General features: G+C 47.7%; 19 protein-coding genes. 5 read left to right on the forward strand and 14 right to left on the reverse strand.

The features are described from left to right. The first annotated feature begins 146 nt into the window (after nt 1-146). Nucleotides 147-986, forward strand: a complete 840-nt coding sequence (locus tag NWE96_05485; GenBank protein ID MCW3983429.1) for a class I SAM-dependent methyltransferase — start codon at nt 147-149, stop codon at nt 984-986. A gap of 7 nt (nt 987-993) precedes the next feature. On the opposite strand, the gene NWE96_05490 is transcribed toward NWE96_05485, so the two are convergent. Further along, nucleotides 994-2,025: an AsnC family transcriptional regulator gene (locus tag NWE96_05490; GenBank protein MCW3983430.1), complete on the reverse strand. Its 1,032-nt coding sequence runs from the start codon at nt 2,023-2,025 to the stop codon at nt 994-996. Nucleotides 2,026-2,302: 277 nt separating this feature from the next. On the opposite strand from NWE96_05490, the gene NWE96_05495 reads away from it, so the two are divergent. Beyond that, entirely contained in the window at nt 2,303-3,667 is a 1,365-nt protein-coding gene (locus NWE96_05495) for a B12-binding domain-containing radical SAM protein (GenBank protein ID MCW3983431.1), read from the forward strand. Nucleotides 3,668-3,677: 10 nt separating this feature from the next. Continuing rightward, complete coding sequence (locus NWE96_05500; GenBank protein MCW3983432.1) at nt 3,678-4,772, forward strand: aldo/keto reductase; 1,095 nt, start codon at nt 3,678-3,680, stop codon at nt 4,770-4,772. Nucleotides 4,773-4,779: 7 nt separating this feature from the next. On the opposite strand, the gene NWE96_05505 is transcribed toward NWE96_05500, so the two are convergent. Then, nucleotides 4,780-5,118: a hypothetical protein gene (locus NWE96_05505; GenBank protein ID MCW3983433.1), complete on the reverse strand. Its 339-nt coding sequence runs from the start codon at nt 5,116-5,118 to the stop codon at nt 4,780-4,782. Between the two features lie 118 nt (nt 5,119-5,236). Here NWE96_05505 and NWE96_05510 point away from each other — a divergent pair, with 118 nt between their 5' ends. After that, nucleotides 5,237-6,589, forward strand: a complete 1,353-nt coding sequence (locus NWE96_05510) for a glycosyltransferase family 39 protein (protein MCW3983434.1) — start codon at nt 5,237-5,239, stop codon at nt 6,587-6,589. On the opposite strand, the gene NWE96_05515 is transcribed toward NWE96_05510, so the two are convergent. Continuing rightward, nucleotides 6,567-7,778 (reverse strand): MFS transporter, encoded by a 1,212-nt coding sequence (locus NWE96_05515; GenBank protein ID MCW3983435.1) that lies wholly within the window; start codon nt 7,776-7,778, stop codon nt 6,567-6,569. The two genes, NWE96_05510 and NWE96_05515, sit on opposite strands and share 23 nt — an antisense overlap. Before the next feature lie 121 nt (nt 7,779-7,899). Here NWE96_05515 and NWE96_05520 point away from each other — a divergent pair, with 121 nt between their 5' ends. Then, nucleotides 7,900-8,589 (forward strand): hypothetical protein, encoded by a 690-nt coding sequence (locus tag NWE96_05520; protein MCW3983436.1) that lies wholly within the window; start codon nt 7,900-7,902, stop codon nt 8,587-8,589. A 2-nt stretch (nt 8,590-8,591) separates the two neighbouring features. Here NWE96_05520 and NWE96_05525 read toward each other — a convergent pair whose 3' ends face one another. The 11 genes from NWE96_05525 to NWE96_05575 all read right to left on the reverse strand — a co-directional run bounded on the left by NWE96_05525 (nt 8,592) and on the right by NWE96_05575 (nt 16,608). Next, nucleotides 8,592-9,155, reverse strand: coding sequence for a hypothetical protein (locus NWE96_05525; protein ID MCW3983437.1), 564 nt, complete (start codon nt 9,153-9,155; stop codon nt 8,592-8,594). 89 nt (nt 9,156-9,244) lie between these two features. Beyond that, nucleotides 9,245-9,814 (reverse strand): flavodoxin domain-containing protein, encoded by a 570-nt coding sequence (locus NWE96_05530; GenBank protein ID MCW3983438.1) that lies wholly within the window; start codon nt 9,812-9,814, stop codon nt 9,245-9,247. A 113-nt stretch (nt 9,815-9,927) separates the two neighbouring features. Beyond that, nucleotides 9,928-10,464, reverse strand: a complete 537-nt coding sequence (locus NWE96_05535) for an N-acetyltransferase (protein ID MCW3983439.1) — start codon at nt 10,462-10,464, stop codon at nt 9,928-9,930. A gap of 122 nt (nt 10,465-10,586) precedes the next feature. After that, nucleotides 10,587-10,844 (reverse strand): KEOPS complex subunit Pcc1, encoded by a 258-nt coding sequence (locus NWE96_05540; protein ID MCW3983440.1) that lies wholly within the window; start codon nt 10,842-10,844, stop codon nt 10,587-10,589. Between the two features lie 67 nt (nt 10,845-10,911). Then, nucleotides 10,912-11,238, reverse strand: a complete 327-nt coding sequence (locus tag NWE96_05545) for a 50S ribosomal protein L37ae (protein ID MCW3983441.1) — start codon at nt 11,236-11,238, stop codon at nt 10,912-10,914. Nucleotides 11,239-11,253: 15 nt separating this feature from the next. Then, a complete protein-coding gene (gene rrp42 / locus NWE96_05550; protein ID MCW3983442.1) occupies nt 11,254-12,045 on the reverse strand; it encodes an exosome complex protein Rrp42 in 792 nt (263 codons plus the stop codon). Then, nucleotides 12,045-12,779, reverse strand: coding sequence for an exosome complex exonuclease Rrp41 (gene rrp41 / locus NWE96_05555; protein ID MCW3983443.1), 735 nt, complete (start codon nt 12,777-12,779; stop codon nt 12,045-12,047). Before rrp41 ends, rrp42 begins: the two co-directional genes overlap by 1 nt. Continuing rightward, nucleotides 12,772-13,488 (reverse strand): exosome complex RNA-binding protein Rrp4, encoded by a 717-nt coding sequence (rrp4, locus tag NWE96_05560; GenBank protein ID MCW3983444.1) that lies wholly within the window; start codon nt 13,486-13,488, stop codon nt 12,772-12,774. Before rrp4 ends, rrp41 begins: the two co-directional genes overlap by 8 nt. A gap of 30 nt (nt 13,489-13,518) precedes the next feature. Then, nucleotides 13,519-14,205, reverse strand: a complete 687-nt coding sequence (locus tag NWE96_05565; protein ID MCW3983445.1) for a ribosome assembly factor SBDS — start codon at nt 14,203-14,205, stop codon at nt 13,519-13,521. A gap of 7 nt (nt 14,206-14,212) precedes the next feature. Further along, nucleotides 14,213-14,941, reverse strand: coding sequence for an archaeal proteasome endopeptidase complex subunit alpha (gene psmA / locus NWE96_05570; protein MCW3983446.1), 729 nt, complete (start codon nt 14,939-14,941; stop codon nt 14,213-14,215). A 308-nt stretch (nt 14,942-15,249) separates the two neighbouring features. Beyond that, a complete protein-coding gene (locus tag NWE96_05575) occupies nt 15,250-16,608 on the reverse strand; it encodes a PQQ-binding-like beta-propeller repeat protein (GenBank protein ID MCW3983447.1) in 1,359 nt (452 codons plus the stop codon). Between the last annotated feature and the right edge of the window lie 166 nt (nt 16,609-16,774).

Genomic DNA, 16,774 nt, shown 5'->3' on the forward strand with positions numbered 1-16,774 from the left:
CGCTTAAGTGTTGTCTGTTTGAAGGGGTTTGATGCTTAAATCGTTTCGCATTTTAATGTATTAACTCTACCTTGTGCATCTCCTTGATAAGCAATTAGATTGGTGTCTGTTTTTCTCAAACTATTTAAATGCTGTAAACCGTTTTAATGCAATACACTTCGGAGGAAAACGTAACGCTACACAACCAAGCACTAAGCGAACAAATTCATAAAGCCAACATAGAGGTCCACCGCAGCGAAGCCAAATATTACGAAGCCATCCACCCCGAAGTCTACAGCAAAAAAGAACAAAAACGCCTAACAGCCCAACTAAACGCCATCGACAAAATGGTGACCCACAACCAGAAAAAAGCCCTCGACGTAGGCGCAGGCACAGGCAACCTCACGGGCAAACTCCTCGCAATGGGGTATCATGTGACTGCAACAGATATTTCTCCTGAGATGTGTGCTATACTCAAAAAGAAGTACGCCGCGTTCATGCCTGACAAGTTGGTGGTTATCAATTCGCCCATAGAAGCGTTGACCTTCCAAGAAGGCGAGTTCGATTTAATAACCAGTTACTCAGTGCTTCATCATCTGCCCGATTACGAGGCGGCTCTTGTTGCTCTTTGCGGCTACCTCAAGAAGGGCGGAGTCATCTACATCGATCACGAAGCCTCCCCTTACTATTGGGCTACTGAGAAGGGCATGTTGGCAAGCATCATCAAAGGCTTCACGTTCCACTCCAACCCCATGCTCAACAGCCTCTACTTTGGAATCGTCGGATTAAGAATCCCCATGATTGATTACACGTTGTCTGATTATTGGTTTAAGAAAGAGCACGCCCTAAACCACACCGTTATCGCCGAGGTTTTTAGGCGGCAGCGTTTTGAACACTACCAAAGAACAGACCACTACTTAACGGGAACTTGGCTGCCCAACCCCCTTGCGTACATTTATCGGCTTGTCTGTAAGCCTGAGATGAGTTTTTGGGTAGCAAAAAAATAGAAAAGAATTAAGGATTAGGCGGTTTGGGTGCCCAATATTTTGGCATAGCACCAGTTTCCAGCAGCGAAGAGAACAAATCCAGCGGCCAAGCAGCTGGCGACGGACCCAAAAGGACATCTGGTTCAAGGTTGTTGATTCTGTTGATCTGCTGGGTGACTTCGAACATTTTATCAAAGTCCTCCAACGCTACCGCTGCATACAAATCGAAGTGGCCGATGAGTCTGATGATGACGATTAGGTTCGGTATTTTGAGCAGCTGACTGTAGATTTCAGTCATTTTACTTCTGTTTGAGACGTTTATGTAAAAGTGGGCTAACGCTTTGTAACCCAACTTAGCTAGGTCCAGTGTAATAGTTGAAGTTGGAAGAAGGGTTTTCCGTAGCTTCTTGTACCTTTGAATAACCGTCTTAGTGGATATACCCAACTGTTCGCCGATCTGCCTAAAAGGGGTCCGCGAATTTTTAGCGACAATTATCGCGATTTGCCTATCGATGTCATCGAAATCCAACAGGGAAGGGTCTATGTCGGTTTTTGGAGAAGGTAATTTTTTTGCGTCACTTTTAAGGGGCAACGGTTTGATGGTTAAGTTTGAGGCGAACTCTACGTTCACTGCATCTGCCCAAATCAATGCATCGACATGTTTGATTTTTGGGCAGGACTCTAAATCTTCAATTACATCCAGTAAGCTGTTGATTTCTTTTAAAGCGGCTTTGCCGAAGAAATTGTATTTACCCATATGCCGAATTACTTGTGAAATTTGCGGTCGGGTCTCCAGAAAAGCGGCGACTTCATCTTCATGCTCAAAGTCGGTTATGATTCCTAAATCTACAATATGGCTGTAGCCGAGGCATCGAGGGTTAACCAGCGTCACTTCACCTGTAATTATGCCTTCTTTCCAGAGGCGCTTGTAACGCATCCTAACTGCACCGACAGTGATTTTGCATACCTTCGCAATGTCAGTGAAGCTGGTTCGTGACTCTGCGAGAAGCATTTTGATTATTGTTGCGTCTATTGCGTCTATTTTAGGGTCTGCTGACATGTAAAGACCTGGAGAGATAAATTTTGTTTACTTTGAGTTAAAAGCAGAATTTAAAGTTTGTTTTATTCACCCTTTAACACTGTGCGCTTAATATTTTGGCAGACTTGGAACTTTGGTAAACCGAGTTTTGAGGGAAAAATTTTAGAGTGTAGGTTTTTCCGTTAAAGCTATAACTCTGCGAACCATCAAACCTAACAATCACCCCTCAAGAGACAAACCCCACATGCCCAAACGTCCCCAAAAAAACCCTGGAAACTCACAGCGCAGTATCTTGCTTATGACAACGGCGCCGCCCGAAAAAGACACATGGTACCACGGGAAACGGTTGCCTCCCATCGGTTTAATGTACATCGCTGCGGCACTCGAAAAAGCAGGCTACAAAGTTCAGATGCTTGACAATTACCTCGCCAACAAACCCGCCGCTGAGGTTAAGCAACTTGTCGAGCAAGCCTCCCCGTTTATGGTGGGTATTACTTGTGGTTCAGCCACGTTTGCGCGGTGCGTGGAAACTGCTAAACTCATTAAAGAAGTAAAACAGGACTGCACCGTCGTGGTCGGTGGTTGGCATGCCTCCTATTTACCTGAAACACTTCTTGCACACCCAGAAATCGATTATGTCGTTATGGGTGAAGGAGAACGCGCGATAACCCAGTTAGCCAACGCGTTGTCAAGTGGCGACAAAACTCAAGCCGAAACCGTTCCAGGGGTCGCTTGCAGAGGAAGCGGCGGCAACATAATCAACCCGCCCCAATTCATCGAAGACATGGATGAAATCCCATACCCAGCACGGCACCTGCTACCGCTGGACCAGTATGACCGCACCATCGAATTCTTAGACGCCAAACCCGCCGACGTCATGAGCATCAGTCGTGGCTGCGTCTTCAACTGTGGTTTCTGTGAAACCCGCAAACTCTGGGGTAACATCTGCCGCGGTTTTAGCCCCAAACGCGTGTTGGGCGAAATCCAAGACCTGCAAGCCAAATACGGCACCAAAGGCATATACTTCATAAACGACAATTTTACGCTACGTAAAGAGAAAACCAAAGAACTCTGCCACCTCATCATCGAAAACAAGCTCGATTTAGAGTGGGTCTGTGACACCCGCGTGGATCTGGTCGATGATGAGCTTTTGGAGTTGATGAACAAAGCGGGTTGCAAGGTGATTTGGTTCGGCGTCGAATCAGGTTCCCCTAAAGTTCTCAAACGCATAGGCAGAAACACCACTCCCGAACAGGTCGAATCCGCGTTTAAGCTCTGCAAGAAACATGGCATAAAAACCGCCTGCTCATTCATGCTGGGCTTACCCGACGAAACCCTCGCAGACATGGAGGTATCCCTGAAGTTCGCCAAAAAACTCAGCCCAGACTACTGCCAATTTAACATCTTCATCGCGTACCCCGACAGCAAACTCTACAACGAGATGCTCCAGAGCGGAAAATACACCCAGCTAGACGATTACCTGCTCAGCGTCAAATCCGAAGAATACGACTTCGAATCCCTCAAAGCTGTGCAGTGGCGCTTCTTCAAAAGCTTCCACATGACCCCTAAACAAATCATTAAACGCGCCAAACGCGAAGGCATCTTCAACTTCGCCAAAAGCCGCCTGATGCATGGAACCAAAAAAGCCAGCGGTTCGGCTTAGGTGAAGCCGAGTGGATAAGCGGAGGCTTGGCAGAACAAACCTCTCGGTGTCGCAGGTTGGGTTCGGCGGCACATGGATAGCTGAACTCACAAAAGAGGAAGCGGTAAAGGTTGTTAGGCACGCTTTTGATTTGGGCATTAACTATTTTGATACGGCACGCTGGGACGGAGACAGTGAAGAAAAAATCGGCGAAGCCCTCCAAGACGTCCGAAGCCAATGTGTAATCGCGACTAAGACGGGGAGCCGAACAAAACGGGAATCGATGGCTGACTTCGCGGTGAGCCTCAAAAACCTCCGCACCGACCACGTCAACATCCTTCAATTGCATGGCATCGATGACGAGAAAACTCTTGAGAAAGCCATGAGCGTAGATGGGTCGCTGCAGACATGCAAAGAAGCCCGCCGTGAGGGGCTGGCAGATTTTGTAGGCATCACGGGGCATAAGCCACGGGTACTCGCGAAGGCTGTTGCGACAGGCGAGTTCGACACGGTTTTGGTGCCCTTAAATGCGGTGACTCGGCAGGCGATTGAAGAGCTGTTACCTGCTGCGAAGGCGCATGACGTAGGCGTAGTCGCCATGAAGCCATTGATGGCGAAAACTTCGAATTTGATTACTTGCCTCTATCGGCCTTCGCTTTCTTTGGTTTCAGATGAACCAGAACTCAAAGCGTGGCTGGGCGAATCGGCGGATGAACGGGTTAACAGTTTGCTGCGGTTTGTTCTATCGCAGGATGTCGCCGCGGTTATTCCCGGGTTGCGAAGCGTCGGCGAAGTAGAGGCTGCGATGAAAGCAGGGGGAGAATTCAAAGGCTTAACACCCCAAGAGCAGAGGCGATTCAGTTTTGAGTTGGGCGACTACTGCCGTGACTGCGGAGCCTGCATGCCCTGCCCCCAAAACATCAACATACCCGCTATCCTACGATTCCACAGCTTCCACGAAGCTTATGGGCTCAAGGAGTGGGCGTGTAAACTCTACGGTGGACTCGAAGTTAAAGCGGACAAATGTACAGGGTGTGGAGAATGTAGGCCTAAATGCCCCTATCAGCTACCCATTGAGGCGCAGTTACAGAGCGCCCACAGAGACCTCACATTCAACCAACATTAATTTTGTGTTAGTTGTTTTTGTCTGCGAACAGTGTCTTAAACAAGTACACTATGAGGGGCAGGTTGATTGCGACGCGAATTGCGTTTAGCCACACCTGATAGTAAATCAAAATCCCCACACTGGTGCTCAGCGTGTAGGTTAAGGTGAATATGGCGAACGCTATGCCCCATTTGCGATTCGAAAGCAACGCGGGAATCGAGGTTGACCAAAGCGCGATTTCTATCCAGTTGTTGAGGTCTTCAACGTCGCCGTTTAAGATGATTACAGCCATTAAAACGATGTTTAGCGCCATCCATAAAGCGGCGCCATACAGTAAGGGTGACCTCTGAGTTTTTGTTGCGATCAAGACTTTCTCCACAGCGGAAAACGCAGATTCGCCATATAACGTTTTGCACATTCACGCAGAAATGTTTAGGATAATATTTTATTGCCAAACCGCTGATGCTAAAGTCTGGGAAGCAACCGTGACAGCAAAGAAGGTTGAGGAGTTTCTATGCGAGCACAGCATGCTCATCTTGGTCTTAGTCGGTAGCTTCCTCATCACCGCACCCATGGGCACCTACAGCAACTGGGATGCACAACTCGAATACGAAGCCACCGCCAGCATTCTCACCACAGGATACCCCACTGTCACAACGGGACTTATGATTAATCAGCCTCCGCTGGGTTTCTACACCTCAGCTGCTACCTTCGCAATCTTCGGCGCGTCATACCTAAATGGCGTGGCTCTGGTGACTGTGTTTGGGCTCGGCTGCGTCGCGGCAGTCTACGCCTTAGGCACAGTACTATATGGCAAAAAAACAGGTTTAGCCGCCTCAGCGCTCTTCGGTTTTGTCCCCTGGCACGTTTACATGTCGAGAATTTTCTTAATCGACAACCAATACCTTTTCTTGAGCCTAACGTTCCTAACATTGGCAGTTTTGGCTGTTAAACGCAACAGTGAACGGCTGGTTTTGGCTGCTGGTGTGGTGTTTGCGTTGGCTTTTTTAACCAAGCTCTTCGCCGTGTTCACCCTAATCCCCCTACTGCTCTTCATAACTCTGAACAGAAAAGAGAGTACCTTCAAGTTGGATAGACACAAGGTGCTGTTGTTTGTTTTGCCCTCGCTTATTCTGCAGACGGTTTGGTTTGGAGGGTTTGCAAACCAGCATTTCTTCGGCGTCTACTTCGCCAGCGACTTCACCCACCCCGAACTCGTCGCCAACCCTGTACCAGAATTCTTACCGATAATTTATGTAAAGAGTGCAGGGTGGTTCCTGTTTGCTGCGGTTTTCTTTTCTGCGGCGCTTGCGGTTGCCTATCGGCGGCAGCTGAAAAGGTTTTTGCGTTTAGACCTTGTCTGCCTCGGAGCCGTCGCGGCGGTTATGGCGCTTGATATGCTGTTGGTTTTGGTTTTTCATTTGACAGTGCCCTATGTCAGCGCCGTGAAATACAACTATTTCGCGTTGCCCTTCCTGTGTTTGGCTGCAGCGTCGATAGCCGACAAAGGCCACGTCTTGATTGGTTCATTGGATACCAAGAAAAAAATCGACTGGATAAAACCTGCCTTGGTTTTAGCGGGGTTGCTTTTGGTTTTTGCTTCGTTGGTTGAAAGCACGCTGTTTGTGAATGCGTGGTATGGTTTTGTTTCGTTTGGCGTGGACTCGGTCACCTACTACGGATTCTACCTAAACACCCCCGTAGAAGATCCAAATCTCATGGTTAACATGCATTTTGTGGGGTTAGCGTTAACTGTTGTGGGCTTAGTTGCCTCAGCGTTTTTTAGTTTGCTAAGCGGCACCTTGAGACGACGGGTTAATTCGAAGGTGGTACCTTAACCCGCCTTTTGCTCAAAACAAAAACCGCTATCGAGCTTGCCAGCAGCGTACTCAGAGAGGCAAACAAACCCAGATAATGCAGACTTGTTGCGAATATGATGCCGCTTAAAATGGGTCCTAAAGTTTGCCCTATATCCATAACGGTTGCGAGAAAACCCATCGAAGCACCCACCAGCGACGCGGGCACCAACTCGCTCATCAACGGCGTAGTCGAAGATAGAACAGCGGCAAACGCTACACCGTACCCAACCGCCAAGAGGAGCAGCAATGGGAACGCTGTTGTGAAAGGAATTACCGCAATCAGGAGGCAACTGGCGGCTGCGCCTGCGATGATGGGTTTAGAGCGCCCAATCCTATCCGAGACTCGCCCTATTAGGGGTCGCGCAATCACCAGCGCAGCGATTTGGCTGCCTGCAATGACGCCGACGGAAAAAATGTCTAGTCCCGCAACCTCCGTCAAGTAGCCGACTAAGAAAAACTCTACGGAGCCAAACACGTAGTACTGGATCGCTTGAACGTAGCTTACCCCTAAAACCCTGCGGTTCCTGATTAGATAAACCCAGCCGCCTAACATTTTTCTGGTTGACCGTTCCACAGGTCGCACCACCTGTGTTGATTCTCTTTTTTCAGCTAAAAACAGCACCGCAACCACCAACGCCGTCACCCCCGCCACGCCCACAGCCAAGTAGAGCGAGAAGTAGCTCTGGCTAGTTGCGAACAGGATGTAGCCGCCGAGAAAAGGAGCTAAAGCCCGACCCACCGCAGTGGCAGAACTGAAAAGCGAGATACGCTCACCGCGCTTGGTTGGGTAGAGTTCGGCGATTGAGGCTTCAGCTACTGGGATAAAGATGGCAGTGGCGAAACCGTGATAGAAACGGACAAGCGCCAACGTCCACCAAGAATCCACTCCCAAGTAGAAGAAAGGTGCGGAGGCAAAAACGAAAGCGGATAGTAGCAGCATTTTGCGTCTGCCAAAGATGTCGGAGAGTGATGCTGCGGGCAAACTGACGAGGATGCCTGGTATGGTTGAGGCAGAGGCTACGATGCCCAGCAGTTCGTTGGGGGTGCCTAAGCTGGTTGCGAAGGGTTTAAGCACGGGGTTTTTTGACATAGTTGAGCTAAGGATAGCGAAAAAGCCCAGTATACACATGATAACGAAGATTTTCTGGGTGTTGCTAAGCCTAAGCATGTGCGGTAACCTTACAAGGAAGCTGCAGTTGGCGTATTTTTTGTTTACTCTAACCTCCTAAGAACGATGTTGTTTATTAAGAAAGAACGTGTTCAATTAGAAGCTAATTGAAGGCACCACATTGAGTATACTACCGAAAATAACCCGCAACGAGAACTTCAAATCCATACTCGCTATCGCCATAATCGTAATCATAGTTTTAGGTTTCTTCTTTGGGCTACGGTTCGCCCTAAACACAGATGTCCCAGTTCGCGTTGTTGAAAGCGGCAGCATGTGTGTACCCTACGACGGCTTATGCGACGGCTGGAGCCACACCTTCGCCCAAACATTACACGTCGGCGACATCATAATCATCCAAGGCGTAGACCCAAAAACCCTAAACGCAGATTACCCCAACAGCGACGTCATAGTCTACCTAAACCCCAACAACCCCTCAGCCACCCCAATTGTGCACAGAATAGTTTCAAAGTACGAAATCAACGGCACCCTTTACTTCCAAACTAAAGGCGACGGCAACGGCGACCCCTGGCCCAAAGAGGTTTCACCAAACCAGTATGACTCCCGCACGCTCTGGAACAGCGGTCAAGGTGTACCCGAAAACCTCGTTATCGGCAAAGTTGTTATGCGTATCCCATGGTTTGGGCACATAACGCTCTTTCTGAGAAACAACCCTGTGGGGTTACCGATTGTTATTGGGTTAATCATCTTGCTGTTGCTGGTTGAGTTCATCATACCTTTAATCAGGAAAAAAACGCAGCAACCACCACAACCTGCTATGCCAGAGACAGAAAAAGGAAATTTTGAAGTGTAAATTTATTTAAGCAGATTTGTCACGAATTGTCGGCATTTAGCGTCTACATCGTCACTGTTGGCAATTTTTGTAGCGGCTGTTAAAACCAAGTGGCTGTCGCTTGGAAGGTTCGCCACATCCGCCATCACAGCAGTTTGATCCGCGTCGTCGATTTGTGCGCTGCCATAGCCGAACACGCCTACTTCTACGCCTGCGGGTTGAGTTAGACGGTTTAGATAAGTTTGGATGGCGCTTGCGGGTTTGCCTGCATAGATTGGGCCGCCCACCACCACAAGGTCATAGCTTGCGATGTCTGCAGCGGCGGAGCTTTTGACGCCTGCTAACGTAACGTCGTAGCCAGCTGCTTGTAGGTTGTAGCCGATTTTTGTAGCCACATCCTTAGCGCCACCGGTTAAACCAGGAGAATACACAATCAAGGCTTTGCCTGTTGCGTTTCCGTGTGGTAACGGATGCGTGTCAGTTGCCAAGTTACCTGCAACATCAAAGATCACTAAGGCGAAACCTGCAAAAACCGCAACAAAGAACACAGCGAAAACTATCAGAATTATTTTCAGTATTTTGTTCATGCTCGTCTCTTTTCCTCTCTGTCGAGGTAATTTGGATGATGAGATAAAAAGTTAGCCCGAGAAGAGAAGCAGTTTTTCATGCAGCCTTGTCAGGTTTGACTTGCTTTTTGAGCTAAATCTTTTGCCCAACTTCGAATTTCTTCCATATCACGCAGGTCGTAGACTCCAGGTGAGGTTTCTTTGAAACCGTCTTTTTCTAGCTGCTGACGAATTGAACCCAACGTTTTGCGGAACAAAAAATTCATCTTATTGTAATCAATCACTCCGCCAAAGAAACCCAAAGAGATGGGCTGCAGACTGTACTTGGTGACTTTGTCGGTTAAGGCGAACTTTCGGGTTACTTCTACGTCTTGGGTTTTGCCCTGTCGCTCCGAAACCGTCTTCATCGTCGAAGCAAACAATGCCAGTTTTTTGTTGGCGAAGTCGTTTTGGAAGCGTTTAAGAAAATCCTCTGCTTCACTGGTCCATTTTCCTATCTGTAACCCGCTGCCCACAACTATGAGCTCGTATGGGTTGAGGTCTTTGATTTTTTCTTCTTTAGCATTTACAACTTTAACGTCAAAGCCTTCGCCTCTGAGGACTGAGGCGATTTCTTCAGCTGTGCCTGCGGATGCGCCGTAGCGGGTGCCATAAACTATGAGTGCCTTCACGTTTTCCACCAGTACCTACTCGGTTGAGTCGTTTAATAAAACTATGTCAACATATTTTCAGCGCTTTATAGAGGGTAGACGTCTATGCAGATCAAAACCTATTCTTCTTGCCATGCTTCTTGTCAGTTCATGGTGTCGGAGCCGAGCACTCTGCCAGAAACTTTGCCGATTACGCCGGGGCGAAGCGCCTGCACCATCCATGCGTCTGCGACTTCTGCGGGGAGGGGGTATGTGGGTTCGAAGCCCAATTTTGAGGCCGGCGTGAAACCGAACTTTGGGTAGTATGCTATGTGTCCGAGCACAAAAACGAGGTCTGTGCCTGTTTGATTTTGGAGTTCTAGGCCTTTATTGATGAGGGTGCCGCCTATGCCTTGCTTTTGGAACTCGGGGATGACGGCGAGGGGCGCGAGGAATGAGGCTTTGATGTTGGGGGCGCCGACGACTGTTGCTTTGGAGAAGAGGATATGCCCAACTGGCTGTCCATCAACGTAAGCGAGTAGCGACAGCAACGGCTTGGCGGATGGGTCAACTAAGAGGTCACGGGTCAAGTTAACCTCTGCGTCCCTGTTGAAAGCCGCCCGCTCAACCAACAGTATGTCATTTAAGTCTGCGTCGGAGGTTTCACGTATTAGCATAAGCTTCACTTGGGCAATACTCATTCGCTTGTTCTTTATATAAGGGAGGGGAGGTACACGCTGAGAGGTCGCGTGGTTCCAGCTATTTGCGGATACGGAAACGTATGCGTCTCTAAAATAGAAGGGGGTTATTCAACCGAGAGCCGTTAGGTTTTTTCAATAACGTTGAGGACGTTTAGGGTTGAGTTTATCCATCTTAGGTAAGCATTAAGTGTTGCTCTAAGTGCAACCGTGTCTTCTGCAGTCACCATCAAAGTTAGGGTGCAATCACCTTTTTGAAGCGTTACTGATGAGCGGTGTGTTGGAGGTGCTTTGACTTCAGGCATCAACGCAGCAAGAAGGGTGTCGATTTGTTTTTGGTTCCCAAATCGTAAATGGATGGTGGCTTTTGCGTTTTTAGACATAACGTTCACTATGAACAAAAACAAGCATGATTAATAAACAAAAACTAAAAATTAAAAAAGGAAAAGTTTACTCGGTGGCTTCTTCTGTTGCCGGCTCAACCGATTCAACTTCAGCTTCAGAAGCCTGTTTTTGGGCTTCTTCCACTGGCATGCCTTTCGCTGCACGCTTCGCAACAGCGCCGAGTTTAGTGTGGGGCGTGTATGCTCCACCTGCAAATTTGAACCCACATTTCCCGCATTGCCAAACACCGACGCTTACCCGTTTAACTCGGGTGAAGCCGCATTGTTGGCATCGGTGGGGTTTCTTGAGTTCAGTTATGACTTTAACGTAGCGTTTCCTTACTGTGGCGCCGTAACGTGTTCCGAGTCCTCGAGTTGGACCAACTTTCTTCATCTTAGGCAACTATGTTCACCAGTTGAGTTTCTTGCGCAGTTCTGCTGCTTTGTCCAGAGCAATCTTTGAGGCTTCTAAAATCTGTTGCGGTGTAAAAGAGCTCGACCCGCCCTTCTGAATGGCGCAGATGTTGCCGTCTTCGTTGGTTGCGAAGGTGATACGTGAGTCCATAACGGATTCTTCTTCAAGCCAGGGGTCAACTAGCAGTTTGTTGTTGATTTTGCCGATAGTGACAGTTATTGGGTGGCTTTTCATCGGTAGTGGTGTGTAGCCTTGTTTGATTTTGACTTCGCCGTCTTTAACTTCATAGTTAGGCATCTTTGTGTTTAGCAAAGCCGCGATGGCTGCGATGGCTGAAGCATCGATGAGGTTTCCGTCGTGGTTCAAAACGTAGACGTCTACGAAAACCACAAAGACGTTTTTGCCTGGTTCAATGCAGAGTTTAGCGGTGTCGATTGCGTGTGATTCTCTTATGCCTCTGTCGACGACGCGTGCGAGCTCGATGCTGTTTTCGTCAGGTGGACCAGGCTCAAAGTTTGGTGAAGCAAGAGGAACGAGTTCTGCGTTGACGGTCATTACACCTTCGTTTGGTGTGTCTGGGAAAGGTTCACCTGTTTCGATTTTTACGCCGACGAGAACCTCGGTTTTTCCGAGTAAAACGCGGGCTGAGCCTTCAGCTTTCTCGATCATTCCTTGTTCGATTTTGATTTCGCGGGTATCCAGTAAGCCTCTGTCGTCGAGGCGTTTGCCTTTTTCGAGGAGTGTTTCAATTTGCTTTAGACGTACTTTAGTTATAGGTGATGACATTACTCTTCGACCTCCTTAACAACCATGTACTTAGTTTTGAGTGCTTCTTTCTGCAGGGCGTAGATTTTCTTGCAGCCATCCATTGCCATGTTGACTGCTTTCTCGAATTCATCAGGGCTCAGGATACCGTCCATCTGCAGCAAGGTAACAGCGTTTAAGCTGGGCATGTAGGCAACAGGCACGTCTGCACAACCGAGTTTATCCTCAGCGTCATAGAGGTCCAAGACGACTGTATCGTCAACTTTGCCTGCGGCGCATGCCGCAACTAAGTCACGCATGGGAACTCCTGCGTCAGCGATTGCCAACGCTGCGGCGGTTATGCTTGCGCATCTGGTTCCGCCGTCTGCTTGCAGGACTTCTACGAAAACATCTACACCTGTGCGGGGGTAAAGTTCCAAGAAAAGTGCTGGTTCAAGGGATTCTTTTATGACTTTGCTGAGTTCTACTTCGCGGCGTGAGGGTGCAGGGGATTTGCGTTCCTGTACACTGAAAGGTGCCATGTGGTAGCGGCATCTTAGAACCATTCTGTCTGGTTGTGCTAGGTGTTTGGGGTGCATTTCTCTTGGGCCGAATGCTGCGGCTAAAATTTTGTTTTTGCCGTGTTCAATGTAGGCTGAGCCGTCTGCGTTTGAGAGTACGCCGACTTGAAGTTTTAGGGGGCGAAGTTCATCCGCTTTTCGTCCGTCTCCACGGATGCCCTTTTTGTCGATTAGTTTATCGGGTTTTTCATTCAACTTTATTTTCCTCCAATTTAGCTGGTTGTTTCTTTTCTTTCAATAACTGCGTGATGCGGTCAGTTAAGCCGCTGGTGTGGGATTCTTCTTCAATTTTACGTATGGCTCCGATGGCAACTTCCTCATCTTCAGGGGTTTTGCCAGTGACCAAGACCACACCGTTTAAGCCGAGTATGATTTGGCAGTTGGTTTCCTGTTTAATCATAGAAATCATGGAGCCTTTGCGTCCGATGATGCGTGGAATCTTTGTCGGGGTCACTCTGAGAATTTGACCGCGTGTAATCTTGCCCAAGCCGGGTTCGCCCACGGTTAATTGGGGGTCGTGTGCGCGGTCGTAGGATGCGATTTTGGCAACGATTAGGTCGCCTGCGTTTAGGACTGCACTTAATTCATCGTTTTGGGGTTTGAAGGGTCTGCTCAAGACATCTGAGGCTCGGAGCATGGCTGTGTAGGGTGCTTTGATGTCCACTGTCCAGCCGTTGAAGCCTACTTCAATGACTGTGCCGATAACTATGTCACCTGTTTTTGGGACATAGAATGCTCTGAGTGCAACGACGTTGACTTTTTTGTTGTCGCTGTCTACGAGTCCAATCCTTGAGGCATAAATCTTGCCGTTTTCTACAAACGTGTTTTCGCCGGGTAAGTAGTCGCCTTCAGCGAGTAATTCTCCGGGCGTTACGAGCTGTTTTTTTTCAAAGAATGCTGGCATAAAATCACCATTTTTTGTTTTTCATGTTACTTAGATTATTTTTGCTTCTCCACTTCCTTTAGTTACGTCGCCCAACTTATTTAGCAGTGAAGCGTATGATCCTGCGGGCAACTCGAGTTCACCGTACCATGAGCCGTCACCGCGCCATTCTTCCCGTTTTATGGTGCCGAGTGCTTTGACGGTGCCGTATGCTCTGGCGGCGTACTGTGTGGGAATTTTTACTGCAACCTTGATTTGCTCCACTTTGAGTGGCAGTATGGGTCGCAGAAGTTTAACTATGTCTTTGGCTTGTTCCTCGACAGGTTTGTACGGGTCGATGGGGTAGCGGATTTGCTCCATGGCGTTTTCGATGCGCATGGGTGGATGCGGCAAGTTGGTTTTTGGGTCAACTGCCTGACGAGAAATGAAGTCGATTACTTGTCTTTTTTTGTCTTCGACCATTTTTCTTCTTTGGTCGGTTGTAAGCTGGAGGGTTCCTTTCTTTATGATTTCATCTGCGATTTTGAGTGGATCCACCGTTTTGAAGGCTTTTTTCATGGCTTCTTCGGAGACTTTGGTGCCTTTGTTTGCGTCAGAAAAAATGATTTCTGCAGCTAAAACCTCGGTTATTCCTGAGATTTTGCCGCTTCGGTAGTCTAGTGCTTTGTTGGGTTTTACTAGGATTTCGAAGTGTTCGTTTTCTCGGGTTAAGCGTGCGACGGTGAACTTTTCACTCATTACTTTGTCACTTGCTTGAACCCAGCTCTTTAATGTAACCTTCGACTTTGTCGTCGCTTAGCATTTCCATCTTTTTGGTTGAGGCTGGGATGATCGCTATTTTGATTCTTGGCGGTAGCTGCCGTGCTTCCAGTGCCTTTATGAGGCATTTCACTGCCAGTTTGATGGTGCTGTCTAGTTTTAGGTCTTCTTTGTATTCCTCTTTTAGGATGTTTAGGACTGTTTCTCGTCCTGCACCCAACGCAGTGGCTTTGTATCCGCGGTATGTTCCACTTGGATGTGTGCCGAATACTCGTGCGCCTGTTTTGTCGACACCGCCGAAGATTATGGATACACCGAACGGTCGGACACCTGCATGTTGGGTGTACATTTGTTGGATATCGCAGATGCGTTTGGTGACGACTTCTACATCGATGGGTTCATCGTATGTTAGTTTGTTACTTTGAGCATAGATGCGTGCTTGATCGATTAGGATTCTTGCGTCGCTGCTTAATCCAACGATGGCTGCGCCTATGTGGTCGTCTACGCGGAAGATTTTGTATGAGAAGCCTGCTTCTTCGAGGGCTTCTATGTTTTCCTCGGACCCCAAGACTAAGCCGTCTGAGGTTTGGATGCCAAGTATGGTGGCTCCGCGGTTGACGAGTTCCATCGCGTATTCGACTTGGAAGAGTCGACCATCAGGCGAGAAAACTGTGATTGCACGGTCATATGCTCCTGGTGCTGCAAATACGGACATAATATGTTAACCTCATTTATCCTGTTGACTTTTTCACAGACTCATACAATAACTATACTAAAAACCTTCCTATAAAAGGAAAACCTAAAACTTGTCCAACACAGGGGCTAAAAAGGCGCTTTTTAGCAGCAAAACAGACCACAAGAGGCGTTATCAGTTACAATTTTCTCTTTCCCTCTTATTTAGGGACGCATACGAACGTACCTACAACTTCTGGAGCCACGCGACGTCTCAAAGCTGACCTCCCCTCCCTTATATAAAGAACAAACTGGTTAAGCAAATGGAGAGGTTACTACATCAAAAAGTGGCTATGTACAGGCTGTGAGCCAGAGGTCACCAGCAATAAACACTTGGTCGCCGTCTTTTACTGGCGGCAGAACAAAATGGTCGAACCGATGGAGCTCCGTCAAGTTGCCTGTTGAAGCGTCCAATATCCAAAGCGAAGTGTGTTCCGTTAAATAAACTGTACCCTTGTTGACGACCATGCCTGCTGAGGGACTATAAAAGCTACCCTTGTTCTCTATCACTTGTATCCACGTCAGGTTGCCGTTGGGTAAGTCAAGGCTACAGACGACTCCTGTGTACGTGTAGTTTTTGTTTGAACTGCTGGTTACCAGTTTTTGGGTTACACCGAAGCTCCAGTATAAACGGTTGTTTTTAGTGTCAATTTGAATGGGGTATGTTGTCAGGGTTATTTTGTCATCGTCCACATTAGTCAACAGGTTTTTGCTGTCAATATTACTTATCCACACCTGTTTGCCTTCAGAGACGTTTACTGCATAGAGGTTGCCGTTACCAGCGCCAAAAAATAACAGGTTCCCATTTGATGTTGCCTGATAGATTGAAGCGCCGACATCGAAAGTCCAAAGGATTTTACCTGAGGTTTCATCTAAAGAAATGAGTTGTGTAATGTTAGCTATTATGACTTGACGTTGGGTGATAGCTATAATAATTGGAAGAGTTTCAAGTGTTGATTCTGTGTTTGTTTGCCAAAGGATATTGCCGTTTTTTGTGTCCAGCTTGAAAAAGTATACGTCTGATGCGTTGCCGCCAATACAGTATACCCAACTACCATCAAATGTGTTGCCGACCAATGGAAACCCACTAACCCGCCAATTTTTGAGGTCAGTAATGTTGCCAACGGTTCTCCCGTAATAGCGTACAGCCTCCCATATCAAATCCCCCGTCGATGCATTAATAGCAATAACATAACCCCCGAAACCTGCTGAAACAGCAAAAACCCTTCCATTATTCACTATAACCGTGTCAGCTACATGAAATCGGACCGCTGTCCCATATTGGATCCATTTGAATTGTCCTGTAGCTTCATCCAAACAGCCAACCGCGCCATGTCTTTTGGCTCCACAAACAATTCCCTCAGAAACCACCAATTCGCTTTGAATCAGTGCACCTAAGCCCAAACCTGAACCGTTCCAGATGGATCGCCCAGTTTTGGCGTCATAACAGTTTACGTTGTATTGTGCGTCTGTGGTAAACACTTTGCCATTAGCGCTTGTCAGTGCAGTTGCGAAGTGCCCGATTGGGCGTTGCCATGAACCTATTGGTTCTTCTGGACTGAGAAGGCTGTTTTGGTAGATTACTAAAGAAGAAACTGCTATGGCCGTAACCAAAAATGTGGCAAGGATTACTTTGATTTGCCGATTCATCTTCCTTCTCAATCTGCTCGTGGGTTATCCGATCTTATATCGTTTTGCAGTTTTCCGTTGTTATTCAAGGGGACCATTTTTGCTATTAAATCTAAGTTGATAACAAAAAGCAATTAGAGAAATCTTTACATCTCCCCCACCTCAAATTAACTATCAAACCCGCCTC

Source organism: Candidatus Bathyarchaeota archaeon, from assembly GCA_026014685.1.
In the GTDB taxonomy this organism is placed as follows: domain Archaea; phylum Thermoproteota; class Bathyarchaeia; order Bathyarchaeales; family Bathycorpusculaceae; genus Bathycorpusculum.